This is a genomic window from Acidovorax sp. GW835-FHT14B10 (assembly GCF_058793725.1).
Genome location: NZ_JBXAGC010000005.1, coordinates 89,109 through 112,771, shown reverse-complemented (window position 1 = coordinate 112,771; position 23,663 = coordinate 89,109). Strand labels below are relative to the sequence as shown.

Sequence of the window (23,663 nt, the reverse complement as noted above, 5' to 3'; positions counted from 1 at the left end):
TGAGGGTGGTGTGACCGTCGGCACCCGGGGTGAAACCCCGGACACCGCCGGCCGTTGTATCACGCGGATGTGACAGGCTCTGCTGCCGGCACGGGTGCTGCGGGCTGGCCGGTGGCCTGTGCCCCCGTGCCGCAGGCATGGCAAAAGCGCGCAAACGCACTCTTGCGCGTGCTGCAGTGGCCGCAGTGGTCAAACAGGCCGATGCCACAGTGCGGGCAAAAATCGATCTTGTCGTTTTTCAGATCCACCGGGCGCTCGCAGCCGGGGCACACGCTTTTGGCCAGGCGCGCCAGGGCCACGTCGTAGCCCAACTCTTTGCGGCGCTGCGGGTCGGGCAGCGACTCGGCCTGCTTTTGCCGCTCCAGGTACCGGTTGAGCGCCAGGATGGCGTAGCGTCCCACCAGCGCCGTGATGCCGATGCCCACCACATAGCGCACATAGCCGCCGTAACTCGGCAGATACGGCACCAGTTCGACGAAGAAGGCAAACAGCGCAAAGAAGATGAAGCCCCAGACAAACGGCCAGTACGTGCCCTTGCGCTTCTTGACGAACAGCCAGCCGGCCATGGCCAGCAGCGGCAGCGTGAGCGCCAGGCGGTACAGGAACACGCGCAGCTCGACCCTGCGGCGCTCGGCGTTGCGCTTTTCGTGGCCGGCGGCTTCGAGCTTGTCCAGCCGCGCCTGCGCGGCGGCTGCGGCCTGGCGGGCATCGAGCGCGGCCTGCTGCTGCGCCTCGACCGCCTGCTGGGTGGTGCGCTCGGCCTGCTGGAGGGTGTCAAGCGCCTGCGTGCGCGCCAGCACCTCGGGGTCGTGCTCGGCGCGCTGGGTGGCGTTGCGCGTGGCCAGCCAGTTGTTGAAGGTTTCGCGCTCGCCCTGGCTTTCGCTGCGGGCCTTGCTGCGCTGCAGCTGGGCCTGCTCCAGCGCGGTCTGCGCCGTTTGCTCGGCCTGGCGGGCATCGCGCACCTGGCTGCGCAGGGCCTGGGCGGCCGGCTGGTCGAGAAAGTCATCGACCCGCAGCGGGGCCTCGACCTTGGGCAGGTCGCCCACGATGGTGCCACCCAGGCCGATGAGGAAGCCGGCAAACACCAGCGCCACCAGCCACAGGCCGCGGCGAAACCATTTTTCGGACAGCCGCAGTGATTTGCCCATGATTCCCTCCCTTGAAATGCTATTTATTCAATAGCAATAAACAATTTACAGCCAAGCGCTACAACCCATTTTGACCAAGACTCCAACCCAGCAATACCCCGCGGGACTATGCTTCGCAGCAGCCATGGCACCGGTGCCATGGGGGAGGAACTTTCCCTCTTGAACGGGCCCCAACCCATCTCCTTCGGATCAGCAGGGTGCAATCATGGTGTGGCGAAATTTTCGACCTCTCGCGTGGGCGGGAATGGCCGCCGTGGCGCTGGGCGCGAGCAGCCCGGTGTGGGCGGATCGGGACGGGCGCGGCCATGGGCACCGGGGGGGTGCGCGGGTCGGCATCGGCCTTTACCTGGGGCCGGGCTTCGGTTACCCGGTGTACCGCCCAGCCTACCCTTATTCCTACTATTACCCCGAGCCGTACCCTGCGCCAGCGGTGATTGCAGTGCCCACCGAGCCGCCCGTGTACATCGAGCGCGGCAACGACGGCACGGGCTACAACAGGGGCGCCGATGGGCAACCACCACAGGGCTATTGGTACCGCTGCAACCAACCCGATGGCTACTACCCCTATGTCAGCCAATGCCCGGGCGGCTGGCTGCAGGTGCCGGCGCAGCCGCCAGCCAACTGACGGGCGCCCCGCACACCCTGGCGCATGGCCGATGTTCCTTTTCCTATCTGAGGAAGCATGATGAGAGTCCTTTCCCTCGCCACTGTGCCGCTGCTGGCACTGACCCTGGCCGCCTGCACGGTGATGCCCACCGGCCCCAGCGTGACGGTGCTGCCCGGCAGCAGCAAGAGCTTCGAGCAATTCCGGTATGACGACGTCAACTGCCGGCAATACGCAAAGATGCAGATCGGCGGCGCCACCGATGCGGCCAACCAGAGCGCGGTGGGCAGCGCGGTGGTGGGCACGGCGGTCGGGGCCCTGGCGGGCGCCGCGCTCGGCGGCAACCACGAGGGTGCGGCGGTGGGCGCGGGCATGGGCCTGCTGATGGGCTCGTCGGTCGGCACCAGCAATGCCCAGTCCAGCGTCCATGGCGGCCAGCGGGGCTACGACAGCGCCTACGTGCAATGCATGTATGCCCGCGGCCACCAGGTTCCGGTGTACGGCCGCATGGTCACCAACCCGGGCGCCATGGGGCCGGGCTACGGCACGCCCATGCCGCCACCGCCGCCCGGCTACTGGCGGCGCTAGCCGGTCAGGCCGCCAGCAGACGTGCCACATGCTCGCGCAGCAGTTCGGGCTGCGCCTGGGCGGGCGCCACGGCGGCGCCCACGTTCAGCCCCACCCGGTTGAACAACCCGCGCCGGAATGGCCGCACCATGGCGCCGCCCTGTTCGATGCGGCTGAAATACGAACCCCACAGGTTGGTCAGCGCCATGGGAACCACGGGCACCTCCAGCCCGTCGGCGCGGGCACGCTCCAGTATCTTGGCGATGCCGCCCTTGAACGGCTGCAACTGCCCGTCGTGCGTGATGCCGCCCTCGGGAAAGATGGCCAGCAGATCGCCTTCACGCAGCACCTGGGCGGCACGCTCGAAAGCGGCCTCGTACACACGCGGGTCTTCCTTCTGCGGAGCGATCGGAATTGCCTTGGCCAGGCGGAACAGCCAGCCCAGCACCGGCACGCGGAAGATGCGGTGGTCCATCACGAAGCAGATCGGGCGCGGGCTGGCGGCCATGAGCAGCACGGCATCGACAAAGCTCACATGGTTGCAGGCCAGGATGGCGGCGCCGGTGGTGGGCAGATGCTCATCGCCCCGCACCCTGAAGCGATAGACGAAACGCGAGAGCACCCAGGCCACGAAGCGCAGCAGGTACTCGGGCACCAGCAGGAAGATGTAGAACGCCACCACGGCGTTGGCCAGGCCGGTGAACAAGAACACCTGCGGCACCGTGAACCCCGCACCCAGCAGCGCGCCCGCGATGACCGCGCTGGCGATCATGAACAGCGCATTGAGGATGTTGTTGGCCGCGATGGTGCGCGCGCGGTGCGTGGGCCGGCTGCGCATCTGGATCAGCGCATACATGGGCACGCTGTACAGCCCGGCAAACAGGCTGAGCAGCGCCAGGTCGGCCATCACGCGCCAGTGCGCGGGCTGGGCCAGAAAGGCGGCGAGCGGCATGACCTCGGAGGCCGCAAGGCTGCGCGAGGCAAAGTACAGATCGATGGCAAACACGCTCATGCCGATGGCCCCGAGCGGCACCAGGCCGATCTCGACATGGCGGCGCGACAGCACCTCGCACAGCAGCGAACCGGTGCCGATGCCGATGGAAAACACCACCAGCAACAGCGAAGCCACCTGCTCGTTGCCATGCAACACTTCCTTGGCAAAACTGGGGAACTGGCTGAGGAACACGGCGCCGAAGAACCACATCCAGCTGATGCCCAGCAGCGAGCGGAACACCACGATGTTCTCGTGCGCCAGCCGGAGGTTGCGCCAGGTTTCGGTGAAGGGGTTCCAGTTGATCTTCAGGCCCGGGTCGGTGGCGGGCACCGTGGGGATGAACTGCGCCACGGAACGCCCCAGCAGCGCCAGCACCACGCAGACCACGGCCACGGTGGTGTGGCCGATGCCAGGTAAGGCCACCAACAGGCCACCGGCCACGTTGCCCAGCAAGATGGCCACGAAGGTGCCCATCTCCACCATGCCATTGCCACCCGTGAGCTCGCGCTCGCTGAGCACCTGGGGCAGGTAGGCGAACTTGACCGGCCCGAACAGCGTGGAGTGCACGCCCATCAAAAAGGTGCACAGCAGCAGCACCGGCGCGTTGCCCGCCATGAACCCGCCCGCCGCCACCAGCATGATGGCGATCTCCAGGTTCTTCACGAAGCGGATCATGCGCGTCTTGTCGTATTTGTCGGTGAGTTGCCCCGACGTGGCCGAGAACAGCAAAAACGGCAGGATGAACAGCGCACCGATCACCAGCCCCGCCATCGCCGGCGGCAGCCACGACACGCTGAACTGGTAGGTGACCATCACCGTGAAGGCGAACTTGAACAGATTGTCGTTGGCCGCGCCGGAGAACTGCGTCCAGAAGAACGGCGCAAAGCGGCGCTGGCGCAGCAGGGCGAACTGGCTGGGGTCCTCCTGCGCGGGCACAGCGCTGGTGGACGGGGTCTGGGGGTGCATGCGTTTTTTCCTCGTTTTCGACGGGTTTGCTGTGTTGTGTTGGCCGGCCGGCACGCCAGATGCGCGGCCCGCATGCGCCTCCCTCGGCGTGGGCGCCATTCTGCCCATACGCCGTGGCGCGCGGCAGGTCCGGCGTGCCGCTGTTGCACAAAGCCGCCAGCGCCGACCACACCAGTCAGGCCACACCGGCCGCCAGCAGTTGCTTGGGCGGTGGCCCGACGCAACACGGCGCCCTGCGATGGGGCGTCCAGCCTGCCCGGCGCCACGCAGCGCAGTGCCAGCAGACCCCACAGGCCCGCGATGGCAAAGGACAGGTGGCTCCGCACATCCAGCGCGCACGGCGGCGCGCTGAAACACAACTTCACAACACTTCGCACAGCGCCTACACGCGCTTGACGCAGCGCCCCCACGATCAAGGCTCCCGGTTCCGCACGGAATCATTTCTGAGGAGAACACCATGGCACGCATTGCCCTCGCCGCCGCTTCCATCGCCCTGCTGTCGCTGAGCGCCCTGACGACGGCGCACGCACAGGTCGGCGCCACCGTCATCATCCAGTCCGGCAGCCCCCAGTACCAGCGCCCCGCGCCGGCCCTGGTGCAATACCAGGCGCCGCCGCCTCCGCGCCATGAGGCCGCGCCCCGCCCCCGGCGCGGCATGGCGTGGGTGCCCGGCCACTGGGAATGGCGCGGCCACCGCCATGTATGGCTGGCGGGCTACTGGGTGAAGGCCCGCCCTGGCTACCACTACCGTGAACCCCGCTGGGCCGAGCATGACGGCCGCTGGGCCATGCAGCGCGGCGGCTGGGACCGTGACCGGGACGGCCTGGCCAATCGCTACGACCGGGACCGTGATGGCGATGGCGTGCCCAACCGCCACGACCGCCAGCCCGACAACCCGCGTCGCAACTGACCTTGCGGCGCAGGCGGCCCCCTGCGGCTTCCCAGGGGGCATTCCATTGCCAAGTCATTCGCGTCCAGGCGCAAAGCCGCAGACAGTGCTGCAGCACGGCAAGGCGAAGCAACGACGACACGGAGGGTTTGGAAAAGGAATCAGACCAGGTGCAGCTCGGCGCGGCCCAGGCCCGGGAAGTCGGCCACCACCACCGTGCCCGGCGCCACCAGGACGGTGCCGGTGCACGAGCCCGTGGTCACCCACTGGCCCGCGCGCAGGCCGCCCAGGCTGCGCGCGCCCTCGTTGGCCAGCCACACCAGCAGCCGCAGCGGCTCGCCCGCCGGGTTGCCCCAGGCGGCGCGCTCTACGGCCACCGTGCCGTTGACGGACAGACTCACCGGCTGCACCAGGGGCTGCACCGCAGCCACGTTGGCCGACCCCGAACCCACCATCAATGCGCCATGGCAGGCCTGGTCGGCCAGGCGGCTGAACTCACCCTGCTGGGCCCAGGCGGCAAAGCGCGTGTCGCACACCTCGATGGCGGCGCGCACCGATGCCATGGCCGCCAGCACCTCGGCCGGGCTGTAGGGCGCGGTGCGCTCGGGCAGGTCGGCGCCCAGCTCGTACACCAGCTCTGCCTCGACCCCCATCACGGCAAAGCCTGCGGCAGGCAAATGCACGGCCTGCCCGGTTGACGCGACCGCCACCGAATCGCGGGTGAGCGCCGCGCGCGCGGGCAGCGCCTGGGGCGATGCGGCGCCCACCTTCCAGCCCGCGATCTCGCCGCGCTCGCGCACCACGGCGTCCTGCACGGCATAGGCCTGGGCCACATTGCACGGGCGCAGGGCGGCGGGCAGATCGAGCGGCCGGGGCATGCGCCCCTGGCGCGCCATGGTGAGCAAGGCCGCGCTGGCAAAGGGATCAAAGGCGGTATCAGACATGGCAGGCATCCTGGGGGGTAAAGCTTGGCGGATTATGGCGAGGCACCGGTTTCAGCGCCTTTCCAGCATCAGCAACGATTGCCATCCATTAGCGCGCACAGACCCCTTTTTGCGCCGCAGTGCCGCCTAGAATCGGCCTCGCAGGAGAGTCAGCGGCACCGTCCGCTTCACCGAAGGCGCAAACTCCCATACACGCTCAGGTTCCGTACTGCACCATTCAACAAAGCCGTCTGGAGAGCCGCCACGACCTACATGCGTGGCGCACCGAAGGAGCAAACCACGCGCCATGCCGGCGATGCGGTGAATCTCTCAGGTACCAAGGACAGGGGGAGCGGCAGCTTGGCAGACGCGCCGGCTGCACGCTATTTAATCAATAGCATCTACCGAACGCCTGTCAAGCGCCAGAGCCCAGAAAGGCTTTGAAAATCATGCGCGTGATCGTTTTGGGTGCCGGCCTGCTCGGCGTGACTTTGGCGTATTTCCTGCAGCAACTCGGCCATGAGGTCACGGTGATCGACCGCCAGGGCGCGCCCGGTGCCGAGACCAGCTTTGCCAACGGTGGCCAGATCTCGGTGAGCCATGCCGAGCCCTGGGCCAACCCCAGTGCGCCGCTCAAGGTGCTGCAGTGGCTGGGTCAGGAAGATGCACCGCTCTTGTTCCGCCTGCGCGCCGACATGCGCCAGTGGCTGTGGGGCCTGCAGTTCTTGCGCAACTGCACCCCGGCGCGCACGCGCCACAACATCGAGCAGATCGTGCGCCTGGGCACCTACAGCCGCAGCGTGCTGCAGCAGCTGCGCGCGGCCACCGGCATCGCGTACGACCAGCGCACACAGGGCATCCTGCACTTCTATACCAACGCCAGGGAGTTCGACGGCGCACTGGCCCCGGCTGAGCAGATGCGCCAGCTCGGCTGCGAGCGCCAGGTCATCAGCGCCGACGAGGCCGTGCGCATCGAGCCAGCCCTCGCCCATATCCGCCCGCAACTGGCCGGCGCCACTTACACGGCCGAGGACGAGTCGGGCGATGCCAACCAGTTCACCCGCGAACTGGCCCGGCTGTGCGCGGCGGCGGGCGTGCAATTTCGCCTGGGCCACCACATCACGGCGCTGCGCGAGGCCGGTGGCCACATCGACCATGTGGAGCTGACCAACGCCGAGGGCCGCTTCGAGCGCGTGCGCGGCGACGCCTTCGTGCTGGCCATGGGCTCGTTCAGCCCGCTGTTGGCGCAGCCGCTGGGCATTCGCCTGCCCATCTACCCGGCCAAGGGCTATTCGGTGACCATGCCGGTCAAGGATGCGTCGATGGCCCACGGGGTGAGCCTGACGGATGACGAGTTCAAGCTGGTGTTCTCGCGCTACACCAGCGAGCGCGGCGGCGACCGGCTGCGCATTGCCGGCACGGCGGAATTGAACGGCTATGACCGCAACCTGAACCCGATGCGCTGCGAGGCCATCGTGCGCCGCGTGGAGCAGCTCTTTCCCGGCGCGGGCGATGCCAGCCAGGCCCAGTTCTGGACCGGCCTGCGCCCCGCCACGCCCAGCAACGTGCCGCTGATCGGCAAGACCAAGGTGGCCAACCTGTTCCTCAACACCGGCCACGGCACGCTGGGCTGGACGCACGCCTGCGGCTCGGGCAAGGCGCTGGCCGACATCGTGAGCGGCCGCGTGCCCGAGGTGGATTTTGCGTTTCAGGGAATGGCCGCGGGGTGTGCCTCCCCTGCGCTGGTACCGGCAGCCAGGAGGGCCTGACCCCGGGAACCGGTTGCCATCACCGGTTTCCGCCCGGAACGCGGGAAAGCGCCGAGGCGCCGCCCCCGTGCCCGTGACATACGCCACCACCATGGCGCGCAGCGGCACGCCGTGGGATGCCTGCGGCCTGCCAGCGGAAGGCGGTTGAGCACGACCACGCCCCCCAAACAAAGCAAGCTGGAGGAGCCCTCAGGCGCTGACGAACACCGTCAGCACACCGGTGTAGCCATACAGATGGTGGTGTGCGATTTCGCCGCCCGCAAAAAAACCTGTCAACGGCACATCGCCCAGCGCATGCCGCACGATCTGCAACTCGGCGCTGGGCCCGCCAAAGTGCGGGCCACCCCGACCCGAGCAACTCACATAGATGGCGCCCCGGATGGACCGGGCCGCGGGGCTGGCCGCCGCCGGTGCCGCGCTGCCAGGCGCCTGGCGCAAACCCTCCTGCGCTTCGCTGGCCTGCGGTGCCGGCTCTGTTTCTTCCGGCGACAGCTCCTCGCGGATTTCCGCGCAGATGCGCATCAGGTCGGCGCGGGCCGCGGCCACGTTGCGCTGGCAAAACGCCAGGTGCATGCCGGGCTCCACATGGTCGGCCAGCGCCACCCCCCGGCGCGCACCATCGAGGCCCACGATATGGCGCACCCGGGTGTCCGTGCCAAAGTGGCCGGTGTGCTGCGCCCCCTGCGGCTGTTCGCCGGCATCGACCAGCCCCGCCAGGGTGGCCCGCACCTTGCGCAACGCCGCCTGCGGATCGCCGTCCAGCGACACATCGAGCGTGGACAGCAGCACATCCAGCGCGGGCTCCGCGTCGAGCTGCAGTACCACATTCTCGTGCGCAGCGGTGACGGTGTGCAAGCGCCCCACCGGCTGGCATCCCTGCGTGACCCGCGACAGCAGCGCCACGCCGGGTCCGAAGGCCACGCCCGAGAGGCCACCATCGAACACCCCGCCCGCCGCCCCGTGGCCGGCGATGTTGCCATTGCCGGCCACGGCGAACTGCACACTGGCGCCCCGGCTGGCACTGAGCCCGCCAAACAGGTAGCCGGTGGTGGTGCGCGCGGCCATTTCGCCCAGCAGCTCCGCCAGCTCGGCCGTGTGGCCATCGGCATGCACCAGCGCGGTATGGGCCTCGAAGCCGCTGGCGGGATTGCGCGGCAGCGGGGCCACGCCCGAGAACACGCGGTACTGGTCGGCCGGGATGTCGAGCAGCATCATCGACAGCGCAGGCTCATCGAAATACTCGGCATTGTTGGCCGCGACCCCCACGCCCACGGTACCGCTCCAGTCGGTCACTTCGGGCAGCTCACCACTCAGGAAGTCGAACAGTGCCTGCGCCTCGCTGGCGTAGTGGTCGGTGATGTAGAGCAGGCCCAGCGTGGGGGTGTGCGCGTAGTCGGGCAGGGCCATCTGGGCGCGCAACTGCGCCAGCACCAGGGCGGCGGCCATGCGCCACTGGGGATGGGTGGCATGGCCGGTGGGAAATAGTTTCATGGTGTGACCTCACGGGCGGCGGCGGGCGCTGCCTGCAGCACCGCCAGAGCAGCCTATCCGCCTGCCGGCTTGCGCGGTGCGCGGCGGGCCGTAGTTTTCTTGGCGGCGGATTTGGCCGCAGATTGGGCGGGCGCCTTCCTGGCGGCGGGCTTTTTGGCAGCGGTCGGCCTGGTCGCACCGGCGGCAGTGCGCTGGCCGGCCTGCAGGGTCTGCAGCCCCTTGGCGGCAAACTGGCTGGCCATGTCGGTGGCGGTCTTGAGGGCTTCGGTGGCCATGCTTGTGGTGGGGTCCAGCGTCGCCGGCTTGCCGGCGTCTTTCAGGGCGCTGGCAGCGATCTGCTGAAACTGGCTGGTCAGCGCACCCCACCATTGCATGGGGTCCACCAGGGCCGGCTCAGGGGCCTTGGCGGCCTGCGCATCTCCGGCCGCAGCAGGCTGGACGGGTTCAGCGGGCTGTGGCGCAGCCGCTGCGGGCGCGGGTGCCGGCGCGGGGGCGCTGGCCCGGCTGGCAACGGTATCGGCGGCCTTGGGCTTGAAGGCATTGGCCACCTCGGCCATGCTGAGGTTCATGCCCTGGAGCGTGGCCAGGGTCATCTTCTGCACTTCCAACGCCTGGACGGTGGCCGTCAGGGCGCGCGAGTTCTGCTCCAGCCAGAACTGCACGGCCTTGAGTTCGTCGATGCGCTTTTCCAGCTCTTCGACACTGAGCGTGGGCGCCACCCAGTTCGACAGGTTGGGCAGCTGGGGAATGCTGCTGGAGGCGCCTTTGGCCAGGCTTTGCAGAAAGTCGAAGCCGGGGACGAATTTGCCGAAACCAAAGTGGGATGTGTCGCTCATGGCCGCTCCGCAAGAGGTGGGTCTGTGGCACAGCTTACTCCAATGCCTTGGGCGGCGGGAAGCCCCCGGTGCTCAGTGTTTTTGCCCGTGCGCCGTGCCGTGGCCCATTGTGGCAGCCGTTGCACCAGGCGCCTGCGTGGCCACCGGCAACTGCAGCGGCAACTGGGTTTCAACGCCCTTGGCATCCTGGAACACCAGCGTCACGGGCACGGTGGAACCCTTGGCCAAGGGTGCCTTCAGGTCCAGCAGCATGACGTGGTAGCCACCGGGCTTGAGCTCCACGGTCTTGCCCGCGGGCAGGTCGAGCGCGGGCACGGCGCGCATCTTCATGATGTCGCCTTCCATCTTCATCTCGTGCACTTCGGCCACGCCGGCGACCGGTGTTTCGACGCGCACCAGGCGGGCGCCGTCCTTGGCTGTGAGGCGCATGAAGGCGCCCGTGGCCTTCTGGCCTTGCACGCTGGCGCGTGCCCAGGCGCCATCCACCGCCACGGGTGCGGTGGCCTGGGCATGGGCCTGCCCGGCAAGCAGGGCGAGGGCGATGAAAGCGGAGCGGGTGATAGGGTGCAGTGTCATGGAGCTCTCCTGGGGTTGAAAAAGAAAAAGGGAATCGGTCAATGCGCGTGGCCGCCTGCAGCCGGCATCAGCTCCAGCACGGGCGCGGGAAATTTCAGATCGCCAGGCGTGTGGCCTGCGGCAGGCACTTCGGCCCAGTCGGTCCGGCCCTGCTCGCAGACCTGGGCCACCGGCCAGTACAGCACGCCGGCCTGCGCGGGCATGCGCGCCTGCAGCACGAACTCGTCGTAGTAGGCGTTGGGCAGCGCATCGGCCGGGGTGTTCGCCGTCCAGCGGATGCGGCGCACTTCCTCCGCAATGGTCTTGCCATGGTCGGTGCGCGGTGGGGTGAGCTTTTCGCGCTCGATGGCGATGGTCCAGCCGGCCTTGGGCATGGGCTTGGCGCCTTCCACGCCGGGCGGCAGGGTCACGACGATCTCGCGCGTGGGCGACTCACCGCAGCCGTGGCCCACGCGGAACGTGGCCTTGTAGCCGCTGCCGGCGTTGGCCACCTGGTATTCCAGCGTGATGTGGGCATTTGCAACATTAAAAAGACCTGTAGCGCTTACCAATAAAGCGCAAGTAGCTATTTTTTTGAGAATTTTCATGGTAATGATGGCGTATGCAGAGGTCAGAGGGCCCACTTCAGCTCGGCCATGTAGCTGCGCTGCGGATAGGGGTGGAAGTTCCAGAACTGGTAGTTGTTCAGGTTGTCGATGCCCACGGCGGCGCTGACCTGCTTGCTGATCTGGTAGCGCACGCGCACGTCGGTGGTGAAGTAGCGGCTCGCGCCCTGGTAGGCAAAGCCGTTGGGGTCGGTGTTGTCGAGCGTGCTGTACTGCTTGCCGCTGTAGCGCGCGCCCAGGGTGTACGACCATTGGTCGTCGGGTCGCCAGGTGGCCACGGCGCTGGTGCGCCACTCGGGGATGCGCGGCTGCCATTGGCCCACGCTGGCGGGGAACTTGTCGTTGCGCGTGATCCTGGAATGGGTCCAGGTCAGGCTGCTGCCCAGCTCCAGCCCGCGCACCAACACGTTGGCCGCCTGGTACGAGAGTTCCAGCCCCTGGGTACGGATGGCGTCCACGTTCTGGATGTTGGTGACGTTGGGCGTGACCAGCACATTGGTCTGCGAGTACAGCGCGTCCCTGGTGCGCTCGAAGAAGGCCGTGAGGCGCAGCAGGCCATTGCCCATGTCCCGCTCGGCCGTCAGCTCGGTGGTCCAGCTCTTTTCGGGTTGGAGATGGGGGTCGTTGTTGATCAACGTGCCGCTGCCGCTGATGCCGCCCTGGTACAGCTCGGCCACGGTGGGCATGCGCACCGCGCGGCCGGTGGAGGCCTTGAGCACCCACAGGTCGCTGGCCTGCCAGGCCACGGCGGCCTTGGGCGAGAGGTAGGTTTCGTTGCGCTCGGGGTGGCTCAGCGTGGTGGTGGCGTTGCCGGTCTGGCCGTCGCGGGCGCTCCAGCGTTCGGCGCGGGCGCCGAGCACGGCCTTCCACTGCGGGGCGATCTTCCAGGTGTCTTGCGCCCACAGGCCGAGGAGCTGCGTGTCGCCGTTGAAGGCCTGGTTGCGTGCGCCCGCATCGCCGCTGATCCCGTTCGCCGTGGCGCTCTCCACCGTGCGCAACTGGTAGCTGTCGCGCTGCAGGCCAAAATCCACGATGTGGCCCTGCACACCCTCGGGCCGCCAGGTGCCTTTGGCGGCCAGCGTGTTCCAGCCCGTGCCCTGGCTGTTGACGATGCGGCCCGCGCCGCCGCTCAAAGCGGCGGGCAGCGCCACGGTGGCGGCGCGCAGGGTGTCGGTCTGGTAATCGTAGAGACTGGCGGCCACCTCCCAGTCGGACGCGCCCTGCGTGTGGCTCTTGACGACAAGCCCGTGCATGAAGTGCGTGAGGTCTTCGTTGGACACGTTGAAGTCGGTGGGCGCGAGCGTGTACGAGCGGCCGTTGATGTTGACGGTGCCCGCGTACACCGCGTTGCCATTGGCATCGCGCAGGTAGCTGGAGGGGCGCCCTTCGGATGCGTTGTGCCACCAGCCAAAGGTGTACGCGGCCCGCACGGTGGGTGAAAAGTCGTAGGCAATCTTGGCCTTGAGATGGTCTTGCTGCGTGTGGTACTGCGTGGCGGTGCCCAGCAGGTACCAGGGCTGGTTGCTGCGGTTGTTGCCCAGCACCGCGCCCGTGACCGGCGTGCCCGCATTGCCCACGGCGCCGGCGGACACGAGCCGCGTGGGAAAGGTGAGCGGCTGGCCTTCGCTGTCCGTTTGGTTGAAGTTGAGGAACCAGGACCAGTCGCCGTTCTTGTTGCCCACCGAGGCGCTCACCTGCTTGCCGCCGTAGGTGCCGCTGGTGTTGTACAGGTCAAACGGCTGGTGCTGGGTGCTGACCTGGCCATGCGCCTCGAATTGTGTCGGCATGCGCGTGACGTAGTCCACCACCGCGCCCACCGAGTTGCCCGCATACGCGGCTGAGAACGGGCCGTAGAGCACGTCCACCCGCTCGATCTCCTCGGGCGTGACCAGCATCCAGCGCGGCGCGTTGGTGGGGCCATTGCCCAGGTAATTGCTTAGCAGAATGCCGTCGGCAAACACCATGGAGCGTGCCGGGTTGCCCGTGCCCGAGGCGCGCGTGGACAGCACGGCGTGGTTGTAGTCGCCGATGTAGCGCTTGCGCACCAGCAGGCTGGGCAGGTACTTGAGGGCGTCTTCGCTATCGGTGGCGTTGATCGCATGCTCGATCTGCTCGCGCGTCACGCCCTCGATGGTGGTGGGAACCTGTGTGGGCAGCGAGGTGGGCTGGCCGCCACGGATGGTGACCACGCCCAGCTCCTTGACAGATGCATTGGCACTGCCGGCGGTCTGGGCGAATGCGGGCACGGCCCCGGTGAACGTGAAGGTAAGGACGAGGGGAAAGGCACTGGCCACGGCCAGCGCCATGCGGCTCTTGCGCATGGAGACTCCTGAAAATCAAGCCAAATAGGCTGCAAGCGTATGTGTTTCATACGCAAACAGCTATTAAATAAATAGCAATTTCAGGAGAGCGATGGGGGCCCGCGCGGCGGCAGCGGCGCGGCAGTGCGCGCAGCGATGTGCGCGGCAGGAATGGGGCGCAGGGCATGCGCCAGGGGGTGCACCACCGGCAGCGAGGCCTGCGACGCGGGAGGCGGAGCGCCCACATGCGCGCACAGCGGGCAGTCCAGCGTGTGGCTGGACAGCTCCTTGGCGCCGTCGTCGGTCTTGACCAGCACCTTGATCGCGCCCGAGCCCGAGCAGATCAGTTCCATGGCCTGCGGGTTGACCAGGGGCGACGCCACCGCCACGCCGATGGACATGACAAACCACGCCAGCACCAGGCGGGCGAACCAGCGAAGGCGGCGAAGGGTTTGCAGGGGGGCAGGCATGAAGGCGCTGATTGTAGGTGGGCAAACCGCCATGTCCTTGACCGGGGTCATCTGGGCGACGGGCTTTGTCCTGGAACCCTTCTACGATGTACGCTTTGCCCACCCCCAAGGAGACATCCCCATGCTGACACTCTGCGGCTTTTCAGCCAGCAACTACTACAACAAGGTCAAGCTCGCCCTGCTGGAAAAAGGCCTGCCCTTTACGGAAGAACAGGCCTGGGTGGGCGAGACCGACCGCAGCGCCACGCCCCTGGGCAAGGTGCCTTACCTGCGCACGCCCCAGGGAACCCTGTGCGAATCTGCGGTGATGGCCGATTACATCGAGGCCGCCCATCCCCAACCGGCCCTGCTGCCCGCCGACCCGTTTGGCGCCGCCAAGGTGCGCGAGCTGATCACGTTCCTGGAATTGCACCTGGAGCTGGTGGCGCGCAACCTGTATCCCCAGGCCTTCTTTGGTGGCACGGTGAGTGAATCGACCCGCGAGAAGGTGGGCGCCCAGCTGGAAAAGAACATTGCCGCCTTCGGCCGGCTGGCGAAGTTCAGCCCCTGCATGGCGGGCGACAGCTTCACCCTGGCCGACTGCGCCGCCATCGTGCACCTGCCGCTCATCAGCTCGGCCACCAAGATCATCTACGGCCGCGACTACCTGGCCGACCTGCCCGTGCGCGAATACCTGACCCGCATGGCCGAACGCCCCCATGTGCAGCGCGTGAACGCCGACCGCAAGGCCAGCACCGCCGAGATGATGGCGCGCCCACCCAAGCGCTGAGCGGCCGGCCAGGGCGCCCCCGGCGCCGCACCCACACCCCTTGATCTTGGTCAACGCAGGGCGTGCGCTTCGGGCGCAGCATGGAACCGTCCCAGGCCGCCCCTTTCCACCAGCAACTGCTCGCAGAACGCTCTGCGCTGCTGACCCAGTTGGCCGAGCAGCGTGGCGGTGCCATCGGCCGGGCCGAAGCTGCCGCCAACCATTTCGGCCAGCCGGAAGATCCGCGCGCCCAATTGGCTACCGAGCGTGCACTGGAGTTCGCGCTGGACGAACGCGAAACGGCCCACCTCGCTGTCGTGGAAGCCGCCCTGGCGCGCATCGAGGCGGGCACCTATGGCGGGTGCACCGATTGCGGCGCCGACATCTCCGCAGCGCACCTGCATGCCACGCCCGAGGCGGCGCGCTGCGTGCCATGCCAGGAAAAGGCCGAACAGCATCGCCGGCCAGCCTGAGCCAATTTCTTTGTCCACCTCCACCGCAAAAAGGCCTTCCCATGAACACTTTTCACGCCGTTGTCTGGATGGACCATGCCGAAGCCCATGTGGTGATGTTCGACCGCGAACACACCGAGGCGCAGCGCATCAAATCCCGCAGCCACCACAGACACCAGGGCAAGACGGAGGACCTCGGCCAGTTCTTTGCCGAAATCGCCCAGGCGCTGGCCCATACCCAAGAAGTGCTGCTGGCCGGCCCCGGACTTGCATGCCACCAGTTCCGCGACTGGTGTACCAGGCACCATGCTGCGGTGGCCGGCGCGGTGGTGGACTCGGTCACGGCAGACCACCCCACGGACGCCCAGCTGGTGGCGATGGCGCGCCAGTACTTCAAGAGGTTCGACAACATGGCGGCCGATCCGTCGATGGGCTGAAAACTGCGCCAGGCCCCCCATGGGGAGGCCCCTGGCTGCTATCCTTTGCGGGATGCGCAGCCTCTTTCACCTCGCCTTGCACGTCACCGACCTCGATGCAGCCCGCAGCTTCTATGGCGGCGTGCTGGGTTGCCAGGAAGGGCGAAGCACCGACACCTGGGTGGACTTCGACTTCTTTGGCCACCAGATTTCGCTGCACCTGGGCACACCCTTTGCCAGCACCCGCACTGGTCATGTGGGCGACCATCTGGTGCCCATGCCGCACTTCGGCGCCATTCTGGAGTTGCCCGACTGGCATGCATTGGCCGCGTCTCTGAAGGCTTCCGGCACCGCCTTTGTACTGGAACCGCAAGTCCGTTTTGCAGGCCAGCCCGGCGAGCAGTGGACGATGTTCTTCCATGACCCGAGCGGCAACCCGATCGAGATCAAGGGCTTTCGGTCGCTGGACGCGGTGTACGCACCGTGAGCTACACCTTCGCGTCGGCCACCATCCTGCTGCTGCTGATCACCGACCCGCTGGGCAACATCCCCCTCTTTGCCAACGCCCTGCGCGGCGTTGCGCCCGAACGCCGGGCCCGGGTGATCCTGCGCGAGGTGCTGATCGCCTTTGCGTTGCTGCTGGTGTTCTTGTTCTTTGGCGCGCAGTTTCTGCAGGTGATGCACCTGAGCGACCTGTCGCTGCAGCTCGCCGGTGCGGTCGTGCTGTTTCTGATTGCGCTGCGCATGATCTTTCCGCCAGACTCCGGGCCCCAGACAGAACTGCCGGGTGAGCCGCTGATCGTGCCGCTGGCCATCCCCGCGCTGGCGGGCCCCTCGGCCATGGCCACCGTCATGCTGCTGGTGGCCCAGGCACCCGAACGGCGGCTGGAGTGGGTGGCCGCCCTGTGCGTGACCATGGCCGTGTGCGCCGTGGTGCTGCTAATGGCCGAACGCATCCAGCGCCTGGTGGGCGAGCGCGTGGTGATGGCTTTTGAGCGCCTGATGGGATTGATCCTGGTGGCCATCTCGGTGGAGATGCTGATCCGCGGCATCAAGCAGCTGGCGCAGCAGTGGTAGGCAGCACCGCCCTGCTGGGGCGGCATGGCGCCGATATGCCCCGAGTCCGCGGCATGGACGCGGCGACCGGGTCGCCGCCCCCACTCATTTGCCTGCCAGCGCAGTGGCAGCGCCCAGGGCAAAGACCGAATTGGGCACTCCGGCACGGGCCATCAGTGGCGCCGGACGGCGGGCGAGTTTGGCGCGCGCCACCACCGGCGACTCGACCTGCACGCCACGCGCCTGCTGCTCGGCCACCAAATCACGCAACGTGACGGACTGAAGGTATTCCAGCACCCGTGCGTTGAAGGCTGTCCAGAGCGTTCCGGTCATGGTCACCATCTGGGACGATGCCTGCGTCGCCGCCGTCTCCTCCCCTGGCTGGTGGTTCTCCACCGCGACCACGATGTCGGCCACCGACACCTGCTCGGGCTGGTGGGCCAGGGCATAGCCCCCCCCGGGCCCGCGCGTGCTGTCAACCAGGCCGGCCCGCTTGAGGGCGCTGAAAAGCTGTTCGAGATACGACAGGGAGGTGCCCTGGCGCGCGCTGATCGTGGACAGCGCCACCGGGCCTGTGTTCTGGCGCATGGCCAGGTCGGTCATCGCTGACACGGCAAGCTGTCCTCTGGTGGTAATTCGCATCTTCACTCCTTGTGAACATTGATACCTCCGAGCCCCGGGAAACCCCTTTCCAGCTCGGTCCATCGGACCAATGTAGTGGATTCAACACTTCGCGTATATTCGTTTTATTGTTAAAAACATTGCGTTTTTATCGAACCATTGCACATCCCGATGAACTTCAAGCATCTCAAGTATTTCTGGACGGTGGCCAAGGCCGGCGGCGTGGTGCGCGCCGGTGAGCAGTTGCACACCACGCCCCAGACGCTGTCAGGCCAGATCAAGCAGCTGGAGCAATGGCTGGGCCATGACCTCTTTCGCAAGCGCGGCAGGGGGTTGGAGCTGACCAGCGAGGGGCGCATTGCGCTGGGGTACGCCGAACAGATCTTCGCCCTGGGGGACGCACTGGAAAAATCCGTGCGCCTCTCGCGCGGCCAGGCAAAACCGCTGGAATTTCGCGTGGGCATCGCGGATTCGGTCGCCAAGCCGGTGGCCTACCATCTGCTGGAGCCGGCACTGGGCCTGGCGGATCGCGTGCACATGATCTGCCACGAAGGCAAGTTCCCGGAGCTGCTGGCGCAACTCACGCTGCACCGCCTGGATCTGGTGATTGCCGACGAACCGGTGTCCCGAAAAGTGGGGGTGAAGGCCTTCAACCATGCGCTCGGGATCAGCGCCATGAGTTTCTTCTGCGCCCCTTCGCTCGCCCAGCAGCTCCAGGGCCCCTTTCCCCAATGCCTTCACGGCGCGCCCATGCTGATTCAGGGCCCCCTGTCCTCCGTACGCCAGCAACTCGATCACTGGTTCAACAAATACCAGCTGCAACCGCACATCGTGGGAGAGTTCGATGACAGCGCGCTCATGAATGCTTTTGGCCGGGAAGGTCGCGGCGTTTTCACCTCGCCCAGCGTGCTGGAGGACGAGACCGTGGCGCAGTTTGGCGTGCAGGTGGTGGGAAAGACCTCCGAGCTGGTGGAGGAATTCTTCGCCATCTCCGTAGAACGCCGCATCACCCACCCCTGCGTTTCCGCCATCACACGGGCCGCCAGGGCAGAGCTCTTTGCCCAGTGAGGCACCGCCCGGATTGGCGCTATTGCAGAATCGGCAGCGCAGGCGATGCGCTTCCCTGAACGATGGGCATCACAACACGGGAATTCGCTCTGCCAGAAGGCTCATTGCCTGGGCTGGCTCTTGCGCCCCGGTTTGGCCGCCAAGCGTGAGGGCTTCACACTGGCCTGCTCCAGCCACAGCAGGGAATCAGCGTGCGACAAAAAGCACCGCAGGTAGTCCGGCGACAAGGATTGCATCAAGCAAAGGGCGCGCAGCATGAGCTTGTGGGAGTTGAGCGGACCGGCATTGTCAGGTCCGTTTTCCAGCGCCTGCGCTACCCGCCGTTCCGCGGAAATCTTGGACCATACTTCGCTGAACTGGCGCACGCTCTTCATGTCCGAAACCCCTGCGCCGACCCCCATGCGCGCGATGCCGCCATCGTTCCGGACACGGGCGTCCAGATCGCGGTTGAGTTGCGCCAGGGCAGAGCCCGCTGCGGGTATGGCGGGCGGCTCCATGCGCTGCCGCGCTCCTGGCGCCGAACGGACGCACGCGGCATAGTCGATCACCGCCGCACGCAGCCGGCCTTGCAGTACTTGCTGCACGGCTGCAGGCTGGCCTGGAATGCGGCGGGCCATCACCTCCAGGAAGTGAAAGCGTACCGGGTCATGGCGATCTGCGCCGTGGGCCCGCAGGGACTGCAGCGTGGGCTCGCCCGGCTCACTCATCGGACAGGCTTTGCATTCGATGCCTTGGGCACAGGCGCCATTTCCACGCGGCGATTTTGCGCCCGGCCCTTTTCGTCGGTGTTGTCCGCCACCGGCTGCTCTGCACCGAAGGCCGCTGCAAAGACCTGCGAGGAGGGCATGCCTTCGTCGATGAGTGCCCGTGCCACCGTCAAGGCGCGCTGGGCCGACAGCTCCAGGTTGTCGGCAAAGCGCTGGTGGGCACCTCGCAGCAGCGTGGTGTTGTCGGTGAAACCACTCACCATGAGCATTTCGTCGCGTTCGCGCAGGTACACCTGCAGGGGCGGCACCAGGCTGGTGAGGAGCTGGCGGCCTTCTGGGCGCAGCTCGTCAGAGCCTGTGGCAAACAGCACGCTGCCGCTGATGCCGATGCGGCCATTGTTCACAGTCACCCGGCCGCTGGCCAGGGGAATGGCGAGTGCTTTTTCCAGTGCCATGCGGCGCTGCTCCTCCATCTGGCGCTTCGCCACCTCCTGCTGGAGGCTGGCCACCAGGTCGATCTGCACCACGAGCACGCCCACCAGGATCAGTACAAAGGCCCCCAGCAATCCCGCCATGAGGTCGCCGAACACGGCCCACACCGGGGCCGTCTGTTCGGAGGCATCGTCCAGGCTGTCGTCCAAGCCCGTCACGCGGCCACCCCTTGCGGCGGGACCCTGCCGGCATTGCCATGCAGTCGGCGCAGGTCTTCCACGATGCCCTGCTGCGCGCTGATGCTCAGGTCGATCACCTCGCGGGCCTGGGCGACGTAGTAGGCCAGTTGCTCATCACTGCGGCCCATCGACTGGCCGATCGCGCCTTCGATGCCCTGCAGGCTTTCCATGAGTTTCTCGTTGCTGGCGCTGAACAGGCCCACACCATGGTTGAAGGACTCACCCAGGCTGGCCAGCTCCACGGCACTGGCGGCCACATGCGCTGCCACTTCGCCCACCTTGCCGGCCTGCGCGCCGAGCGACTGGGCGAACTGCTGGCCCGCCTGCTCCAGCACCTGGGCGGCCGAGCCCACCAGCGCATCAATGGCGGCGCGCTGCTGCACGGCCGCTTCGTTCACCGACTGCAAAAGTGTGCCCACCTGCTCCATCATGGCAGTGCGTTCTGCCAAGGCAAGGTTGTCGCGCTCGCTCAGGCGCGTCATTTCCTGGCGCAGCTGGACGATGACCTCGGCCGCAGCCTGCGGCACGTCCGAAGCGGTCTGCAGCAGGCGCGTGAGCGGGGCCTCCAGGGCCGACCCGAGTGTGGCCAGGTGCTGTGCCACGGCCGCCTGCAGTGTGTCGAGCCGCTCCACGGCCGCCTGGCCGCGCTGGGCCTCGGCATCGCGCAGGGCCACCAGCTCGGTGCGCCACACACCAGTCAGTTCGTCCATGCGCTGGCCCTGGGCCTGCACCCACTGGGCCTCGGCCTCCATGCGGGTGCGCAGCAGCATGTCCGACTGGTCCAACAACGTGGCCGCACCACCCAGTGTGCGTGCCACCTGCTCGGTCATGCGTTCGGTGATCTGCGTGGCGGTTGTCTCCAGGGCCTGGCACACACCCTGCTGCTGCGCCACCGTCTGTGCGCCCGCACGCTGCCATTCGGCGCTGAGCGTGCTGGCCATGGCTTGCATGGAGCGGCTCCAGCCGTCCTGGCGCAGTTGGTCGGCCGCCACCTGGGCCGTGTGCGATTGTGCGACCGTGTCCTGCAGCGTTGTCAGCAAGCTGTCGGAACGCTGGTCAAACGCCTGCGCGGCCGTCTGCAGGCTGTGGTCGATCTGCTGGACCGCCCCTTCCAGGGCCGCGCCGACGCGCTGCTGCTGCTCCAGCATCTGCATGCCTGTGCGTTGCCACTCGGCACCGAGCCTGCTGGCCATGCCCTCCATGGAACGATTCCAGCTTTCCAGACGCTGCTGATCGGCCACGGCCTGGGCAGCGTGCGCTTGCACGGTTGACGCCTGCAGGGAGTCCACCAGTGCGCTGGACCGCTGGTCAAACGCTTGTGTGACCGACTGCAGGGCACCGTCGAGCTGTTCCACCAGGGTGCCCTGGGTCTGTGTGTGGCTGTGCAGTGCCGAAGTCCATGTGTCGGCCACCTGGCGGGCCGTACCCTCCCATTGGGCCGAGAGCGCCTGCAGCTGTGCATCGGTGGTTTCGCGCAGTCGTTCGTGCGAGCGCTGGGCCTCCTGGGCCAGGGTGGCCATTGCCTGCTCGACCACGGGACGAATCGTCTCTCCCGCCTGGCGGGCGCTGGCGCCCAGACTCTCCTGCAAGGATGTCCCGACGGTGCTGGCCAGCTGGGTGTAGGCCGAGGCCGCTTCGCGGTGGAATCCCTGCTGCTGTGTCAGCAGCTGCTCGCCCAATTGGCCGTGACGGCGCTCCAGGCCTTCCATGAGGCCCTGCAGGTGTTCGGCGATCAGCGGCAGTGCCTGGGCCTGCGTCTGCAGGGCCAGGAGCATTTCCTCACGCCGGTGGGCGGACGAGAAGGGCCTGAACAGGGTGGGGACATGGGCATCCAGCAGGCGCACCACTTCAAGCCGCTCGCGGCGGCTCATGGCCGACAACAGGCCCAGCATGGCTGAAGCGGCCACACCGGCGACCGAGGTACCGAACGACAGACCGAGGCCCTTGATGGGTGCCGCCAGCGCGGCGCGAATGGACTCCAGGCTGGACGAGGTTTCCAGTGCTGCCACTGCGCCATGGAAGGTGACCACCATGCCCAGAAAAGTACCCAGCATGCCCAGCATGACCAGCAGACCGACCAGGTAGGGCGTGAGGGCCGGTCCGGGCAGTGCCACCCGCTCGCCCTCGATGCGCTGGCGCACGGGGTTGCGCAGTGAGGGGGCGAGGCGACCCAGCCACCCGCTCAGGTCGGACAGCGGCGCTGCGGGGCTGCCTGCCAGCGCCATCCGCAGAGACGCCGTCGCGGCGCGAAACTGCATCAGCTCATAGGCGCCCAGCACGTATACCCCGCCAATCACGACCGTCATTGCCAATGCCAGCGGGCTGTAGCCCACAAAACCCCAGCCCACCCAGCCTACGGCCGCAAGGCCCACTGCGAAGATGGCTGCCATCACACTCTTGTTCATTCCTGTTGTCCTGTTACCTGGTTGCGGGCAGCCTCCAGCAGCCCCGTGATGGGCTGAAGGCGTGCCTGCATCTCTGCGAGCAGCAAGGCCTGCAAGTCCTCCTCAAAGGCCCACAGCCAACCATCCTCCGGGTGACCGCCCTCCGGCTCACCCGCCCGTCCGCTGCTTTGCAACCCCTGCTGGTGCCTGTGCCGTAGATTTGCCAGACGCCGCTCCAGATGGCCTTGCAGCGATGCCCACAGCCGCTGCTCGCGGGCATCCAGCATCTGCTCCATCACGACATCCAGCGCTGCCAGTTGCTGCAGCGCGAGCGGCCCCTCGCGCAACCACTGTCGCATCTGCCCACGCAGGACCGCGAATTTTGTTCCCATCTGTTTTTGCAGGCCCACATACCGCTGGATCTGCGCTGCGGGCTCTGTCGAGGGCTGCGCTTCGACATGACCGACAGGCACTTGGTTCACCCGGCCGCGAAGGGGTTTCACAGGAGAAATCGGCTTGGCGATGAGCCCCAAGACTTCAGCTTTCGCGGCTTGAATGACGGCGTCCATTGCTGGCGCATCCACAGGCCGTCCCCGCCGCACCATCCCTGGCGAAACAACCTCCATGGCATTCAGCGCCCTGCTGACCTTGATGGCATCCACGGCACTCAGCCAGCGGCTCAGCTGCTCCGCCATATCCCGCGGTTGCTGCACCCGTGCGAAGTCCTCCTGTGCCCATTCCTCCAGGAGTGCAATCAACCCTGAACGGCTGAGGCGGTCACGCAGATACATCCGCATGGAAACGATTCACTGTATCAACTCCTGCTCGGAAAGATCTTGGAAACCGAGGGGCTGCGCCCCAACCGCGAGAGCCCGTGTTTGCGCAAGGCCACCGTTGCTCCAAGCAGCGCCCAATCGGTGCGGCGACGTGCCGGCACAGCGTTTTCCGCAGTGCACATCACCAAGCGCTGATACCAGCCATGTGCTCCACGTACGCATGCGTTCAATACATGCGCCTTCCGATTGAATATTTCGTCATGAGACAACGGAAGCACAAATAAAAACGCCCACTTGAAGTGGGCGTTTTTATTAGCGAAGACCGCATTTTTTGGTTGCGCGAGAACTTTGGGTTATGAGGCGACAAACCATACGTGTTGGTCGTCTGGTTTTAATTGGTGAACCACGTCATCCGCCCTCTGTGCAAGTCCAAAAAATAGCGTGACACACAACTCGTTTTAGCTCACTTGGATTCAATTATATGTCACAGGGTCGCCAAGATCGGCTTTGATCAGCAGCCATCTATGTGACCTTTGGGTAACAGTTAGTCGACCAAATCGGGATCAAGAACTCGACACGAATAGCGACAACAAATCTTGATCCGCGTGTCAATTCAGATGCCGCAC

At 66.7% G+C, this 23,663-nt stretch carries 24 protein-coding genes and 1 riboswitch; of the genes, 10 read left to right on the top strand and 14 right to left on the bottom strand.

Annotated elements, in window-relative coordinates; genetic code table 11:
- Positions 1 to 59: 59 nt before the first annotated feature.
- Positions 60 to 1,148, bottom strand: a complete 1,089-nt coding sequence (locus AC1Q5S_RS06015; protein WP_492238514.1) for a serine endopeptidase — start codon at positions 1,146 to 1,148, stop codon at positions 60 to 62.
- 205 nt (positions 1,149 to 1,353) lie between these two features.
- Here AC1Q5S_RS06015 and AC1Q5S_RS06010 point away from each other — a divergent pair, with 205 nt between their 5' ends.
- Both AC1Q5S_RS06010 and AC1Q5S_RS06005 read left to right on the top strand, forming a co-directional pair.
- Positions 1,354 to 1,773, top strand: coding sequence for a hypothetical protein (locus AC1Q5S_RS06010; protein ID WP_492238513.1), 420 nt, complete (start codon positions 1,354 to 1,356; stop codon positions 1,771 to 1,773).
- 60 nt (positions 1,774 to 1,833) lie between these two features.
- A complete protein-coding gene (locus AC1Q5S_RS06005; protein WP_492238512.1) occupies positions 1,834 to 2,340 on the top strand; it encodes a glycine zipper family protein in 507 nt (168 codons plus the stop codon).
- A gap of 4 nt (positions 2,341 to 2,344) precedes the next feature.
- Here AC1Q5S_RS06005 and AC1Q5S_RS06000 read toward each other — a convergent pair whose 3' ends face one another.
- A complete protein-coding gene (locus AC1Q5S_RS06000; RefSeq protein ID WP_492238511.1) occupies positions 2,345 to 4,279 on the bottom strand; it encodes an MFS transporter in 1,935 nt (644 codons plus the stop codon).
- A 457-nt stretch (positions 4,280 to 4,736) separates the two neighbouring features.
- Between AC1Q5S_RS06000 and AC1Q5S_RS05995 the strand changes: the two genes are divergently transcribed.
- Entirely contained in the window at positions 4,737 to 5,189 is a 453-nt protein-coding gene (locus AC1Q5S_RS05995; protein WP_422205402.1) for a YXWGXW repeat-containing protein, read from the top strand.
- Positions 5,190 to 5,329: 140 nt separating this feature from the next.
- Here AC1Q5S_RS05995 and AC1Q5S_RS05990 read toward each other — a convergent pair whose 3' ends face one another.
- Complete coding sequence (locus AC1Q5S_RS05990) at positions 5,330 to 6,112, bottom strand: 2-keto-4-pentenoate hydratase (RefSeq protein WP_303832981.1); 783 nt, start codon at positions 6,110 to 6,112, stop codon at positions 5,330 to 5,332.
- Between the two features lie 220 nt (positions 6,113 to 6,332).
- Positions 6,333 to 6,448, top strand: a riboswitch (glycine riboswitch).
- Between the two features lie 92 nt (positions 6,449 to 6,540).
- Between AC1Q5S_RS05990 and AC1Q5S_RS05985 the strand changes: the two genes are divergently transcribed.
- Positions 6,541 to 7,860: a D-amino acid dehydrogenase gene (locus AC1Q5S_RS05985; RefSeq protein WP_492238510.1), complete on the top strand. Its 1,320-nt coding sequence runs from the start codon at positions 6,541 to 6,543 to the stop codon at positions 7,858 to 7,860.
- Between the two features lie 189 nt (positions 7,861 to 8,049).
- Here AC1Q5S_RS05985 and AC1Q5S_RS05980 read toward each other — a convergent pair whose 3' ends face one another.
- From AC1Q5S_RS05980 to AC1Q5S_RS05955, 6 genes are all read right to left on the bottom strand, one after another.
- A complete protein-coding gene (locus AC1Q5S_RS05980; RefSeq protein WP_492238509.1) occupies positions 8,050 to 9,351 on the bottom strand; it encodes an FIST signal transduction protein in 1,302 nt (433 codons plus the stop codon).
- A gap of 53 nt (positions 9,352 to 9,404) precedes the next feature.
- On the bottom strand, positions 9,405 to 10,187 hold the full coding sequence (locus AC1Q5S_RS05975) for a PhaM family polyhydroxyalkanoate granule multifunctional regulatory protein (RefSeq protein ID WP_303832977.1): 783 nt from the start codon (positions 10,185 to 10,187) through the stop codon (positions 9,405 to 9,407).
- A 72-nt stretch (positions 10,188 to 10,259) separates the two neighbouring features.
- Positions 10,260 to 10,763, bottom strand: coding sequence for a copper chaperone PCu(A)C (locus tag AC1Q5S_RS05970; RefSeq protein WP_303832976.1), 504 nt, complete (start codon positions 10,761 to 10,763; stop codon positions 10,260 to 10,262).
- A gap of 38 nt (positions 10,764 to 10,801) precedes the next feature.
- A complete protein-coding gene (locus AC1Q5S_RS05965) occupies positions 10,802 to 11,350 on the bottom strand; it encodes a YcnI family copper-binding membrane protein (protein WP_492238508.1) in 549 nt (182 codons plus the stop codon).
- 23 nt (positions 11,351 to 11,373) lie between these two features.
- Positions 11,374 to 13,689 (bottom strand): TonB-dependent receptor, encoded by a 2,316-nt coding sequence (locus AC1Q5S_RS05960; RefSeq protein ID WP_492238507.1) that lies wholly within the window; start codon positions 13,687 to 13,689, stop codon positions 11,374 to 11,376.
- 80 nt (positions 13,690 to 13,769) lie between these two features.
- A complete protein-coding gene (locus AC1Q5S_RS05955; protein WP_492238506.1) occupies positions 13,770 to 14,138 on the bottom strand; it encodes a DUF2946 family protein in 369 nt (122 codons plus the stop codon).
- A 121-nt stretch (positions 14,139 to 14,259) separates the two neighbouring features.
- Here AC1Q5S_RS05955 and AC1Q5S_RS05950 point away from each other — a divergent pair, with 121 nt between their 5' ends.
- The 5 genes from AC1Q5S_RS05950 (at position 14,260) to AC1Q5S_RS05930 (ending at position 16,831) form a co-directional block, all read left to right on the top strand.
- Positions 14,260 to 14,907: a glutathione S-transferase gene (locus AC1Q5S_RS05950; protein ID WP_303832970.1), complete on the top strand. Its 648-nt coding sequence runs from the start codon at positions 14,260 to 14,262 to the stop codon at positions 14,905 to 14,907.
- An 80-nt stretch (positions 14,908 to 14,987) separates the two neighbouring features.
- A complete protein-coding gene (locus tag AC1Q5S_RS05945; RefSeq protein WP_422205411.1) occupies positions 14,988 to 15,359 on the top strand; it encodes a TraR/DksA family transcriptional regulator in 372 nt (123 codons plus the stop codon).
- 41 nt (positions 15,360 to 15,400) lie between these two features.
- Entirely contained in the window at positions 15,401 to 15,775 is a 375-nt protein-coding gene (locus AC1Q5S_RS05940) for a hypothetical protein (protein WP_303832966.1), read from the top strand.
- A gap of 52 nt (positions 15,776 to 15,827) precedes the next feature.
- On the top strand, positions 15,828 to 16,241 hold the full coding sequence (locus AC1Q5S_RS05935) for a VOC family protein (RefSeq protein ID WP_303832964.1): 414 nt from the start codon (positions 15,828 to 15,830) through the stop codon (positions 16,239 to 16,241).
- Entirely contained in the window at positions 16,238 to 16,831 is a 594-nt protein-coding gene (locus tag AC1Q5S_RS05930) for a MarC family protein (protein ID WP_303832962.1), read from the top strand. The genes AC1Q5S_RS05935 and AC1Q5S_RS05930 overlap by 4 nt, the downstream gene beginning before the upstream one ends.
- Before the next feature lie 84 nt (positions 16,832 to 16,915).
- Here the strand turns inward: AC1Q5S_RS05930 and AC1Q5S_RS05925 are convergent, their stop codons facing one another.
- Positions 16,916 to 17,452 (bottom strand): Rrf2 family transcriptional regulator, encoded by a 537-nt coding sequence (locus tag AC1Q5S_RS05925; protein WP_303832960.1) that lies wholly within the window; start codon positions 17,450 to 17,452, stop codon positions 16,916 to 16,918.
- Positions 17,453 to 17,602: 150 nt separating this feature from the next.
- Between AC1Q5S_RS05925 and nhaR the strand changes: the two genes are divergently transcribed.
- The gene (nhaR, locus tag AC1Q5S_RS05920) at positions 17,603 to 18,499 is read left to right on the top strand and encodes a transcriptional activator NhaR (RefSeq protein ID WP_492238505.1); all 897 of its coding nucleotides are present in this window, start codon (positions 17,603 to 17,605) and stop codon (positions 18,497 to 18,499) included.
- 101 nt (positions 18,500 to 18,600) lie between these two features.
- On the opposite strand, the gene AC1Q5S_RS05915 is transcribed toward nhaR, so the two are convergent.
- Genes AC1Q5S_RS05915 through AC1Q5S_RS05900 form a run of 4 tightly spaced genes read right to left on the bottom strand, consistent with a single transcriptional unit; the run spans position 18,601 to position 23,058 of the window.
- On the bottom strand, positions 18,601 to 19,206 hold the full coding sequence (locus tag AC1Q5S_RS05915) for a DUF2894 domain-containing protein (protein WP_492238504.1): 606 nt from the start codon (positions 19,204 to 19,206) through the stop codon (positions 18,601 to 18,603).
- The gene (locus tag AC1Q5S_RS05910; RefSeq protein ID WP_422205416.1) at positions 19,203 to 19,856 is read right to left on the bottom strand and encodes an OmpA family protein; all 654 of its coding nucleotides are present in this window, start codon (positions 19,854 to 19,856) and stop codon (positions 19,203 to 19,205) included. The genes AC1Q5S_RS05915 and AC1Q5S_RS05910 overlap by 4 nt, the downstream gene beginning before the upstream one ends.
- Positions 19,853 to 22,282 (bottom strand): DUF802 domain-containing protein, encoded by a 2,430-nt coding sequence (locus AC1Q5S_RS05905; protein WP_492238503.1) that lies wholly within the window; start codon positions 22,280 to 22,282, stop codon positions 19,853 to 19,855. Before AC1Q5S_RS05905 ends, AC1Q5S_RS05910 begins: the two co-directional genes overlap by 4 nt.
- Positions 22,279 to 23,058 carry a DUF3348 family protein gene (locus tag AC1Q5S_RS05900; protein WP_422205419.1) on the bottom strand — a complete coding sequence of 260 codons (780 nt, stop codon included), beginning with the start codon at positions 23,056 to 23,058 and terminating at the stop codon, positions 22,279 to 22,281. Before AC1Q5S_RS05900 ends, AC1Q5S_RS05905 begins: the two co-directional genes overlap by 4 nt.
- Positions 23,059 to 23,663 lie beyond the last annotated feature (605 nt).